We start from the raw sequence: 13,134 nt of genomic DNA on the forward strand, positions 1-13,134 counted from the left end.
TATGATAGAGAATATTATGGATAAGATTAAAAAATATCGTCGAGTTGCTTTGCTCTGTTGTCATTTCTCACGAAATTATGCGTATTATAAGGCAGGATGGGAAAAGATAAATGATTCTAAATTTAACAATAAATTCTGGATAACCGTACAAAACAATTTTCTCGATATTGCTGTAATGGAGTGGATGAAGCTGTTTGGAAGTTACTCCGAGCATCATCATTGGAAAAACATTCTTTCAGATATAGAGAAGTTTAAAATTGATATGCTGAAATACTGTGGACTAAATGAAGATGAGTTTGACCGCCTGCACAATGAGATAAAAAAATATCGAGATGAATTTGTAGCACATCTGGATTCTAAAGAAACAATGAAGATTCCAATAATGACTAAAGCATTTAAAGCTACAAAATTTTACTATAGGCATATTTATGAACAATTACCTAAAGAATCAAGTATAGGTTTACCATCAAATCTACAAGAACATTATAACCTATCTTATAGTGACGCCGAGAAATATTATAATGTCCAGTAATAAGTAATAGACCTAATTTTTTAAATCTTATCTATCCCAAATTGTTGAATTTTGTCATATTGGCAATTGAGTAAAATCAAAGGGAAAATTCCTTAGATTATTTTCGATAATAAATGTTTGAGATAGATAAGGTACGTTATCTAGCCCAAATGAATTTCGTCTGAAAAATGTTCGTTTTTTTGAGACTCAGGGCTATTGAAAAAATTAATCGTGTAAATGATAAAAAATTTGGATGATTCAACGATGTTTTCATACATGACATGCAGGAACTTGCCTCTGGTTTGACGTTATTGATTCATGTATAATCATTTAAACCATATTTAAAACATCACGAGCAATAGTCATTATGCCAAGAGCTGCATCCTCTTCAAAACCTGCCGACATTCGTGTTACCAGGCGAGTGTACCATCCCCGCTGTGAATTCCGAACGCGCTTTACCTCTGAAATCAGTATGAACGTTAAAGGAACACAACCCTCCGGTTTCTTTGCCATGGACGATAGGAAACGTTGGGTTACTTATCACCGCAGTGTTTCAAAGAAACTGGAAGGCGTAACAAGTAACCTGTTAGCTTTTGCCGGAAATAATAAGAAAACCACACGTGGACAGAATCCTAAAACAGGAAATTTTTTCAATCCGTTTAAATTTACCGCTTATCAATCTGCCATCAAAGGAAGTGACAAGCCCGATTTTGATCCATATTATCAGGGCTGGTTATATGACAAACTGCTGAAATGGCAAAAAAGTATGGCAAAAGACATTGTTCGTCAGGTGCATGCACGCAATCCCGACATACAAATCAATGCAGATCACGGCTATCCGTGCGTGTTGCTGGCCATACCGAAACCACCTAACGAGAAAAATGAAAAAATTTGGAGCAGACTAGTAGGCATGTATCTTCTTGCTATCAGCAATAGACTCGCACGCGAACGCGGCATCAATATTGAAATGGTTCGCCGTTCGAGTTTTGGGGCACTACGTCCATCCATTACAGACTGTGGGAAAAGTACTCGTATTAGCCTTGGTCTCGTACCAGGCGTATATGCGAACAATATCCTGATAGATGCCATTCTGTTTACACACAGTTTGCTGACACAGCCCGACAAGTATTTTAATATGCCTCTGATATTAAAGCGTCTTGAAAATACGCTCGAAACCTACAACCAGGGATTGTCTTCCAAAAAATCGGTTTCACTCAAGGAAACACTATGGGATACACTCTGGGCTAGGGGAGACTCGAATGGCCCGTCCTTCGCAAGTCAATTTTTTCGCAAAGAAATCGTGCCGGAATACCTTATTGATCAAATGCTGTTGATGCACCCCGAAAAAACCCTCGAAATGATTTTCAGAAACGAGCGGTGGTGTCGAGAAACATTTGCACATCCATTAGCACGGATATTCGGTGCGTTCCACTTAAATAAAAAAGGGCAGCTTGCCATCGATGAAAAAAAACTCAACCTTCAAACCTTCGACTGGTACCATGAACGACCTGTTTATGATCCCGCATTCCAGATTCTTCTCCTCGATTTTGCGCTGCAAACCGGTATGTCGACCAAAAATCTTGCGTCTCTGCGTGGACCAGGGCTTCTTCTCCATCATCTTCACAATTATTTTGAAAACTATCTGATGAGTTTTTTCTTCAATCTGCCGATTGCGCTGGCTGCCAAAGATGGCTTCGGATCTGACTCAGACTGTGAAGCGTCTATTGATATCTCTGACGATCAGGAAACATTAACTGTTTTCAGTAAAAAATTCATTACAGCCACAGGAATGCGCGCTATCCAGATGGCATATGCGATAGCCCGTATGTATCTTATTGAGAAACATCACATGGATACACTTGAAATCAGTTTCAATGCGCAGAACATGTACTACGAGACCGATGAAGCGCTCACAGAAAAACATTCCATTCCCATTTTGGTCACAGAGAAGCGCACGGTTCGAGGTAAGCAGCAGTGTATTGGCTTTTTCGATCAAAATCATTGCAACGCCAGTCAGAGTGAAGCTCCAAAGTATGAGTTTGGGAGAAACGATAAAGTATTCGTTCTGGATATTACGTCGTCCACCACAAAGGAAATCGGTAAGCAACTGCTATCCAGCTGGGAAACCCGACCCGGACTTGAAGTCATTCTTACGGTCAGTAGTGGTCTCAAAAACGAACAGGGTATGTCTGACTACAATCCATATGGTACCGTTCGGATTTTTGCACGTAGCCGGGCAGTATGTGACTGGCTTTATCTGCAACTTGTCCAATGTGAAAGTGCAGCCGATTATAAGCACCCTGCTGCAAGCCACTGGATGCGACGTACGGCAAAAGCGGCAGGAATGACACCGACCAATGCAAAGATTCTTGATGTCTATGATGAATATCGTGATGAGTATATAGCTCGTCTTCTCATGCATGAAAAGGACAGGCAAATTGACAGTCTGGTTACGCCACCTGCACCCGGCTTATAACGGCTCGGGGCAGGTTTCAAATAGGGGTCGGAAATTAAAGCGCCCTAAGCCGGCTTCAAAGGTCGTAATAGCCTGAATTTTCCGAACCCATCTTTATCTTGCTGCGTCAAAGATAATCTTCTATCAGGTGGAGTATCAATTGATTAATGAGTTTCTTTTCACAAAACCAGAGTGTCTCCATAAAACCTTATAGCCATCCATTTTTAATCACTCTATGTATTTTATTAACATTGTAACCATCCCCTAAAATAGTTGTATTCCTGATTAAAGTTCTCCAAGTTAAACTACTACTAAGGAGAACGAAGATGAAAAAATCGCGTTATACAGAGGCTCAGATTGTCAAAATTCTAAAAGAGGTTGAAGCAGGCAGACTGGTTAAAGAAGTTTGTCGTGAATATGGCATTTCTGACGCAACATATTACAACTGGAAAGCAAAATACGGAGGCATGGAATCATCAGACATAAAGCGTCTGAAAGCCCTTGAAGAAGAGAACCGTCCTCTAAAGCAGATGTACGCTGAGCTGAGTCTTGATCACAAAATCCTGAAGGATATTGTCGAAAAAAAGCTGTGAAGCTAACTGTGCTTCGGGAGTTGGTTGATTATGCAGTCAATGCTCATACTGTGAGTTTACGCCGCGCTTGCAAAGTTGTAGGTATAAGTGACTCGGTTTATCGCTATAAACCGGATAGTCGTTCTGATGAAAGTGTCATTGTGGCATTGCAGGAATCATCTGAACGTTATCCAGCGTATGGCTTCAGTAAATTGCTTAAGGTCTTGCGGCGTCAGGGGCACAGATGGAATCATAAACGGGTTTACCGTGTGTATTGTGAGCTTAAGCTCAATATGCGTCGCAAGGGAAAAAAGCGGTTACCCAGTCGCTCACCTGAACCTCTGAGTGTGCCAGCGTCCATTAACCAGTGTTGGTCAATGGACTTTATGTGCGATGCATTGATGTGTGGTCGACGCTTCAGAACATTTAACATAGTGGATGATTTCAACCGTGAAGTGTTAGCGATCGAGATAGATTTGAGCTTGCCCGCACAGCGAGTAATTCGCGTATTAGAACGTGTTGTTGCCTGGCGTGGTCTTCCTGCCAAACTACGCATGGATAATGGTCCTGAATTTATTTCAGGTGCAATTGGAATTTATCAAGCTAGGAAAGCCAACACAAAATTCATTTATTGAGCGATTCAATAGAACTTATCGCACAGAAATACTGGATATGTATGTGTTTAAAAATTTACACGAAGTAAGAGAGTTAACAGAAAACTGGATAAAGGAGTACAACGACGAAAGACCCCATGATTCGCTAAATGATTTAACGCCGTGGGAATATCTGGCAAAAAATCAGCTAATGAACTCTAATTTATGATGCCACTAAATATGGGGGGTTTACACGCAATCGCACAAAATAAATCGATAAGCTCATTCTTCTATTTGCAATACGCCTCAATCGTGACCAAGACATCCAAGTTATTTATTTGTTATTTTTTCCTCCCTATATTTTTGCTAATTCAATAAGTCTTGAGACAACAGAATGCAAGATTATGGGTGGGCATGACACAATACTAGTAAAACCTGGTAGCGAATTTAGCTCTGTCTGCGTAAGAAATAATAATGAATTTTCGTGCTTGCATATTGACGATCAAGGTAAACAAATTAATTCTGAAGATAAATATAAAATATCTTTTGATGATGGCAAAAGCTATGGCTTTTGGACTAGTCCGAGTGGGAATATTATTATGTATTTAAATTACTCAAAGAATCAATTTCATATGGGCATGACTTATTTCTCAGATGAGGACATGTTGATAATAAACAAATACTGTATAGGAATAATAAAATCATATTGATAATGATATGAGTATTTAATTAATGGATTGACGTGGTTTAATATGCTAGTTACCAATACCGCAATTTATTAAAGAGCAAGGGATATATTGGTAGCATGAGCAGAAAAGGCGACTGCTGGGATAACAGCGTCGTTGAAAGCTTCTTTGGCAGCTTAAAACAAGAGCGAGTTCAATGGCGAAATTATCAAACCCGATGGGAAGCTCAACAGGACATTTTGAATTACATCACCATGTTCTATAACAGCCACAGATTACATTCATATTTTGGATATTTAAGCCCAAATCAATTTGAAAAACAGAGCGATTTTTTGATGAAAGTTGCTTAACTGGGGTGTAACATTTTGGTTGACCACGTCAGAGTACGTCGGGGCTGTTTTGTGACAGTATTTTACATTACAAATAAACTTAAAAGCCTATAAAGCAGTCATTGTGAATGATATGAATCTTTCAGTTTAGAGCAACCATGCTTAAAATTTTACGAAAGATAGTTTTTTGCTTTAAATTGGTGCAATTATGCTTAATAGTTCCAACTATTTTAGTGAAAAGAGAACAAAGTTGTAACAAAACAGCTCCGACGTACACACTAGGCCATCTTAGAGATTGTGCCACTGAAAGGAGATCTCTCGCTGCGCTCGAGATAACGTGGGGAGTTACCGTAATGGTATCCAACAAATAAGGTGTCATTCTGAGGATGTACAGCAACAATTAATGTATTTATGAATACAATTTACAGAAATAAAAAAGCCATGCACAGCATGGCTTTTTAGGCAAAAACCAATATTATTTGGTTGGAGCTGGAACTGCTGGATCAATAGTCCATACCAATTGCGCACCAACAAGGTCTGCACCGGCACTACCGCCCGCATTAACATTAAAGGATGAAGTTGTACCAATGTGATCTGTGCGGTTAATTTGAGGATCTTTCGCAGAAAACAAATGAGTATAACCAACATCCACACCGATAGTAGGACGAGCTTGATAATGAGCACCAACAGACAGAGCCCAACGATCAGTATCTGGTAAACGAACGTCTCTATCTATATTATTTGTAGGAGTTGCATCATATCCACCACCAACACGCAGCATTAGATTGGGGTTAACATGGTAGTTAGCACCAATTGAAGCACGCCATGTGTCTGAATAGTTTTGAGGAGAAACACTGTTCACTTTAACTTGGCTAACAGGATTTACTGCTGTATTAGGAGCAGCAACATTATTCAGCTCAATTGTGCGCAGTGTACTCCAGTTGGTATAGACAACAGATGCCAATAATGCAATGGTCTCATTAACATCGTGATATCCACTCACAGTCACAATATCCGGCAAATCAATCACATTACTGTTCAAATCATTGGATCGGAACATGGAATTGACATTTGCAGCGAAAGGATTAGCAAGTGACAATGTAGGATCAGCCAACTTTCCGCCAAGTATACTGTAACCATGGAAATGGTGTCTTACTTTGGATTGATAGTTCACACCCAGGCGTGTATGGTTATCATTAAACATCGCCATTGCGCCAGCATGGAATCCAACACCAAAAGATTGACCTTTATTATAGCTTTGAGAGTCAAGAATATAAGGTGTTAGTCCGGCTACAGGTAAACCCTGATATACGGTAGGTGTGCCAAGCATACGATTAAACTTAACTCGCGCATACTGCAGATCAATACCACCACCTATAGAAAAGTTCTCTGTCAATCGTCCACCAATTTCAGGCGAAATATTGGTAGTAATCAATTCAGTGAAGGTTGCTTGATATCGAACAGCAGATAATGGGTCCCAGCTGGTAGCCAATCCAAAAGGTGAAACCATACTGATACCAATAGTTGCATTTTCACCTATTGGTTTAGCATAATGGAACGAAGGTACAAAACCATTTTCACCACCTTCAAGACCATTAAACGTCTGAACGTAGTCTCTTAATCCATTAGTTTGGAATGTACTGGTGCCATTCAGTTTGGCAGTTGGGAATACTCCAACGCCACCAAATACTGCTTGCTGGTTCCGAATAAGTACTAAACCAGCTGGGTTATACCATCCAATGGATGCGTCCCCTGCTTCAGCTGCAATACCAGCAGCAAAGTTACCTGTAGCAGCTGCGCTGCCTTCAGTATACAGAGAAAATCCACCAGCATGTACGGTGTTTGTCGCCAGAACTCCAAGTATTGAAGCGCTTACCAGCGTTCTTAGGGGTTTGTGCATATTGTTCACTCCAAACTCGTTAATTTGAATTGCTATTAAAATTTAAATCAAGTTCGATAATAAATGAATTTACTCCTAATTCAAACGTTTCAGTTAAAATATTTATGTTTATATTCAATAAGTAACAACTATAAAACCATAGTGACCTTAAAATACCCACGATGAGCAATATATCTCACCAACGATTCTTACAAATTTACTGAAATACTTGTACAACTCATTTACTCCATGTTAATGTGTTTTATTTTTGAGCGGAATACAATCATGCAACACATCGTCACTAAATTTGGTGGAACTAGCGTTTCATCACGAGCCACTTGGAATAATATTGCAGCTATTACCAAAAAGCATTTAATGACTGGTGTACAGCCCGTTATTGTCTGCTCTGCACTAACACAGATATCCAATAAGCTGGAGAAAGCGATTGAAGCAGCGTTGCTGGACGAACACCACAGCATATTTGCAGATATTCAGAACAGCCACTTTAAACTCGCAGATGAACTGGAAGTCAGTCCGGAACTAATTCGCGATGAATTAAACCAATTAAACCAATGGTTAACTGGTATTGCATTGCTCAAGCAAGCACCAGCCAAAACACATGCTCAAATTTTAAGCCTTGGCGAACTAATGATGACTCGACTTGGGCATGTTTTTTTACAAAATCAAGGTATCAATAATAAATGGTACGATGCCAGAGAACTGCTCATCACCACTCCGGTTCATGGTGGAGAATCAGTTAATTATCTTTCTGCTCGCTGCGAGAGTGAATACGATCCTGATTTAATTGAAAAATTTCTGAGCAGTGGGGCGCAAGCAATAATTACTCAAGGATTTTTTGCTTCGAACGCTCATGGCGAAACGGTATTATTAGGACGCGGTGGATCAGACACATCAGCAGCGTTGCTTGCTGGAAAATTACATGCTGCATCCTGCGAAATATGGACTGATGTTCCAGGAATTTATACAGCCAATCCTCACCAATTACCTCATGCCCGCTTACTGAAACAGCTAAACTACGATGAGGCGCAGGAAATTGCTTCCATGGGAGCAAAGGTACTTCATCCCAATTGCATACCACCAGTCCGCCGAGCCAATATTCCGATGGTTGTTAAATTTACTCAACTTCCTGAACATTCTGGTACCCGGATAACCAAAGACATTGATGAGTCAGCACCATTAATCAAATCGATCCAGGTAAAGCACAGCATCCTGCTGATTTCAATTGACACCCTTAACATGTGGCAGCAAGTAGGATTCCTAGCGGATGTATTTGCGGCGTTCAAAAAGCATGGTTTTTCAGTTGATTTACTGTCTTCTTCTGAATTTAACGTCACCCTGTCTCTTGATAATAATGCAAAAATGTACGACAGACCGGCGATTAATGCCCTTCTGTCTGAGTTAAATGAGTTTGGCCGTGCCAAATTGATTGAACCTTGCAGCGCAGTCAGTCTTGTAGGTCATCATATTCGAACCGTATTACCTCATCTGGGATCTGCACTGGAAGTATTTGATTCCAAACAAGTCTATCTCATGTCCCTGGCATCGAATGATTTAAACCTGACTTTTGTGGTAGATGAATCACAAGCAGACAAACTCTGCCAAAAACTGCATCATTTGTTGATAGAAAGCAATCCACAAATATTTTATTACTCCAAAAGCTGGCACGAAGAGTTTGGCAAGCCGAATGTACGACCCACTCCATGGTGGGAGTCTGAACGTGACCGTTTGTTATCAGCGAGCGCTGCACATTCCCCCTGCTACGTTTATCATAGCCCTACTCAGGCAAATCGAGCGAGACAGTTACTTGATCTACAATCAATTGATAAATTATTTTATGCCATCAAGGCAAACCCCTATCCCTCTATCTTAAAAACCCTGGAAAAAGAAGGAGTAGGCTTTGAATGTGTCTCCATTCAAGAGCTTGAATTGGTACTGAATTTATTCCCAAATATCAATAAAGAAAGAATATTATTTACTCCAAACTTTGCACCAAAAGCTGAATATGAGTTTGCTCTTTCAGTGGGTTGCTACGTCACCATTGACAGTTTATATCCTTTTGAACATTGGCCGGAATTATTTAAAAATCGTGAAGTAATCGTTCGAATCGATCCGGGAGCTGGGGCTGGCCACCACAAACATGTTTCAACAGGAGGAAATGAATCTAAATTTGGCATCACCCAAAATGATGTTGGACACATCATTTCCTTGACGAAAAAGCATAATATAAAGGTCATAGGACTTCACGCTCATTCCGGAAGCGGAATTCTAACCCCCGACTTGTGGCAACAAACTGCATTAATGCTCGCCTCATTAACCGAGCAGTTTCCTCATGTTCGAACCATTAATTTAGGTGGCGGTTTAGGTATTGTCGAAAAACCAGGTCAAAATCCAATTGACTTTACAGCTCTTGATGCTTCGTTACTGGCTGTAAAATCTCGATACCCAGAGCTGCAACTCTGGTTAGAACCAGGTCGTTTCTTTGTCGCCGAAAGCGGAGTTATTCTTGCAAAAGTCACTCAATGCAAAGAAAAAGGAAAAGTTAAATTCATTGGCATAGAAACTGGAATGAACTCATTGATTAGACCTTCATTGTATGGTGCCTATCACGAGATCGTTAATTTAACGCGCCTTTATGAAGAAAAAGCAGGGTTTTCACACATTGTAGGCCCCATATGCGAATCCGGGGACACTCTTGGTTATGACCGTCTATTACCAGTCACCACAGAAGGTGATGTATTATTGATAGCCAATACAGGCGCCTATGGCCACTGCATGAGTTCTCATTATAATTTAAGACCACCTGCTCAGGAAATTGTTCTGGAATAAAGGCATGACGCTTGTTGATAGCGAACAAAGGAACAGAGCCACCGATCCTCGTACCTCGTTTATTGTACAGGCTCCTGCTGGGTCCGGTAAAACTGAAATACTGACCCAGCGCTATCTGAGGCTTTTAAGCACGGTTAACTCTCCAGAACAAATCGTTGCGTTAACGTTTACCCGTAAAGCAGCTACTGAAATGCGTGAAAGGATAATCCTCGCATTGCAGCAAGCGGCTTTAAATAAATCGGCTACAAGTCCACATCAACAGCTTACGCTGAATTATGCACATGAGGCCTTAATCCGTAGCAACCAATTCAATTGGGATTTGCTTGAACAACCCAATCGTTTAAAAATAATTACTATAGATTCGTTATGCCAAAGTATTAATCAGGCAATACCTCTATTGGAAAAGCAAATTGCCTACGCTCAAATCACGGATACTCCCGAACGGTATTATCTTAAGGCCGCTCGGAATTGCATACAGTTTGCCATGGAGACTCCGGAGTATCAGCAATCAATTAAAACCTTATTAATTCATGTAGATAACAGACAAGAGCGACTGATTGAATTATTTAAATCACTTTTAGGACAAAGAGACCAATGGCTTACCCCGTTATTTCAAGCCCGCGCGCAAGATAAATCGGCTTTTGAAGATGCCTTACGATTCATAGAACAACATGAATTATCTCGCTTTAGAGATAGTCTGCCCTTCACTCTGTCAGAGCGATTAATAGCGCTTGCACGCACTGTGGCTTCAGCTGAAAATAATCCGGATTCGCCCCGTTTTGTTCTTAGGGACTGGTATGACTTTCAACAATCCAGTCCGGATATATGTGCTGCACTGTGTCAATTGATTCTGGATAGCTCCCTTTCGATTCGCAACAGCTTTGATCATCATGTTGGATTTTTAAAGCAGTACTATAGCGCGGAAGACTACAAAAGATTAAAAATGGAAAGCTCTGAGCTTCTTGCTGCACTAAAAGAATATCCTGATTTCCTGGACGCGCTGTTACAAGTCAGAAATGTACCCAATCCAGAATATGACCCTGAACAATGGGAAGTTCTTCAGGCATTATTTGTCTTATTGCCTCTCCTGGCCGGTTATCTTCAAGTATTGTTCAGTGAACAGAATGAGGTCGATTTTACAACTATTTCACACCAGGCAATAACGGCATTAGGTGAAGCGGATAATCCAACTGACTTGGCTTTATACCTGGACAATGCAATTCATCATCTGTTAATCGATGAATTCCAGGATACCTCTCTATCTCAGTTTGAGCTGATTACCCGATTGGTTCAGGGCTGGCTTCCTGATGATGGTAAAACCTTATTTCTCGTAGGTGATCCCATGCAATCAATCTACCGCTTTCGTCAGGCTGAGGTCGGCTTATTTTACCGTGCAAAAGAACAAGGTATTGGACCAGTATCTTTGGAGTCTCTGGAACTAAGCTGTAATTTTCGATCCAGCGCACCTATAGTGAACTGGGTAAACAGCCAGTTCTCCAAAATATTTCCTCAGCAAATTGATATCGAATCGGGAGCTGTTTCTTTTCATCCGTCGGTAAATGTACTAGGCAATGATGCATCAAGCGCAATCCATGCCATGCAATGTGAACACAGAGAGCACGAAGCTTCGCTAATGATTCAGGTTATTCAAAATGAATTAAAAACAAACCCGGATGAAAGTGTTGCTATTTTAGTCCGTTCACGCACGCAATTAACCGATATTATGAATTTGCTTCGTCAATACAAAATACCCTATCAAGGTACGGACATTGATTTGTTAACCAATCTGGTTCATTTACGAGATGCCTGGTCTTTGACTCAAGCCTTATTAAATCCAGCGGACCGCCTGGCATGGCTTTCAGTGCTTCATGGCCCCTATTGTGGCTTGTCTTTGAGTGATATTCATTTGATCGCTCAATATAACATCAAGAAATCTGTTTATAGCGCCTTATTACAATTAGATAAAATACATGGTTTAAGTGATGAGGGAACAATTCGCGCCCGGTATTTTACTCAGGTGATGCATCAATCACTCGCTCATCGTTATCAGTTCACCCTTTCGGAATGGGTGAGGAAAACACTGACCTATCTTTTTATTGATAAAATTTTGAGCCAAAGCCAATTAAATGATCTGGAACAATTTTGGATTTTAATTGATCGTTATGAACAAAAAGGTCGTTTACCTGATATAGAAGAATTTTTCCTGGAATTCAAAAAACTCTATTCACAGCAGACTACCCCATCACAATTACACGTCATGACCATCCACAAATCCAAGGGATTGGAATTTGATACCGTTATTTTGCCTGGATTAGGTACTCAACTGAAACGAGTGGATCAACCCATGTTGCGCTGGCTTAAACTGCCAACCGAACATCAAAACGATCTCTTACTGGTCTCTCCCATCAAGGCAGCACATCAGGAACATTGTCCTTTATACGACTATCTAAACCAACTGGATGAGGCAAAAAATCAATATGAGGCACAACGAGTTCTGTATGTTGCCGTAACGAGAGCCAAATCCCGATTGTATTTATTTGATAGTTCATCGAAAACATCAAAGTCTTCATTTCGTAGCTTGCTTAAAAATCAGGAGTTTAATACATGCCAGGAAGAAGAGCGCCCCGACAAACCGGAATATTCTGCGCCTGAATTAGTAAAGCTTCCATTAAACTGCTATCAAAAATCCAATTTTGAATCCATTAGTCCTACAAATCCCCCACCCAAAGAACTTGTAACGGGAATACCAAGACTGACGGGAATCGTAGTTCACCAAATGTTGCAATGGATTTGTGACCATCACCCGCAAAACATAGATCATGTTCCATGGAATCTGGCACAACGCGAATTGAAACAATTAGGATTTGAAGAAGAGGCTCAGTTATCCGCTTTATCGGTTATCAAAACCCAGATCACTCAATTGTTTCAGGATGAAACAGGTTCATGGATTATAGCCCGGCATGATGAAGAACAGAATGAATACGAATTATTGGTGGAACATCAAAACCGTTTGGTGACCCGAATTATTGACCGAATTTTTGTTGAGCAATCGAATCTGTGGATCATCGATTTCAAAACAGGAAAAGAAGATGAACCTTCATTAACCCAACATCAACAACAGCTGAATGAATACGCGTATCATTTATCTAGCAGCTACATGCTTCCCATCCATTGCGGCCTGTACTATCTAACCAACAATCATTGGATTCATTGGCAATACGAACCCGTGGCAAATTCATAATAGAATTTAAAATGGATCACT

General features: G+C 40.4%; 5 protein-coding genes and 2 pseudogenes. 6 read left to right on the forward strand and 1 reads right to left on the reverse strand.

Going from position 1 to position 13,134, the window contains the following annotated elements:
* The first annotated feature begins 16 nt into the window (after nt 1–16).
* From G543_RS0102045 to G543_RS0102070, 4 genes and pseudogenes are all read left to right on the forward strand, one after another.
* Nucleotides 17–532 (forward strand): hypothetical protein, encoded by a 516-nt coding sequence (locus G543_RS0102045; RefSeq protein ID WP_028383050.1) that lies wholly within the window; start codon nt 17–19, stop codon nt 530–532.
* Between the two features lie 451 nt (nt 533–983).
* A complete protein-coding gene (locus tag G543_RS0102050; RefSeq protein WP_133141321.1) occupies nt 984–2,987 on the forward strand; it encodes a hypothetical protein in 2,004 nt (667 codons plus the stop codon).
* Nucleotides 2,988–3,292: 305 nt separating this feature from the next.
* Nucleotides 3,293–4,360: pseudogene (locus G543_RS16880) on the forward strand (IS3 family transposase).
* Between the two features lie 522 nt (nt 4,361–4,882).
* Nucleotides 4,883–5,167: pseudogene (locus G543_RS0102070) on the forward strand (IS3 family transposase); the annotation flags it as partial.
* Nucleotides 5,168–5,621: 454 nt separating this feature from the next.
* Here the strand turns inward: G543_RS0102070 and G543_RS0102075 are convergent.
* A complete protein-coding gene (locus G543_RS0102075) occupies nt 5,622–7,055 on the reverse strand; it encodes an OmpP1/FadL family transporter (RefSeq protein ID WP_162145874.1) in 1,434 nt (477 codons plus the stop codon).
* A 255-nt stretch (nt 7,056–7,310) separates the two neighbouring features.
* On the opposite strand from G543_RS0102075, the gene G543_RS0102080 reads away from it, so the two are divergent.
* Nucleotides 7,311–9,872, forward strand: a complete 2,562-nt coding sequence (locus tag G543_RS0102080) for a bifunctional aspartate kinase/diaminopimelate decarboxylase (protein WP_028383056.1) — start codon at nt 7,311–7,313, stop codon at nt 9,870–9,872.
* 4 nt (nt 9,873–9,876) lie between these two features.
* On the forward strand, nt 9,877–13,113 hold the full coding sequence (locus G543_RS0102085) for a UvrD-helicase domain-containing protein (protein ID WP_028383057.1): 3,237 nt from the start codon (nt 9,877–9,879) through the stop codon (nt 13,111–13,113).
* The last annotated feature ends 21 nt before the right edge of the window (nt 13,114–13,134 follow it).

The sequence above is a fragment of the Legionella moravica DSM 19234 genome (assembly GCF_000423305.1).
GTDB lineage: Bacteria > Pseudomonadota > Gammaproteobacteria > Legionellales > Legionellaceae > Legionella > Legionella moravica.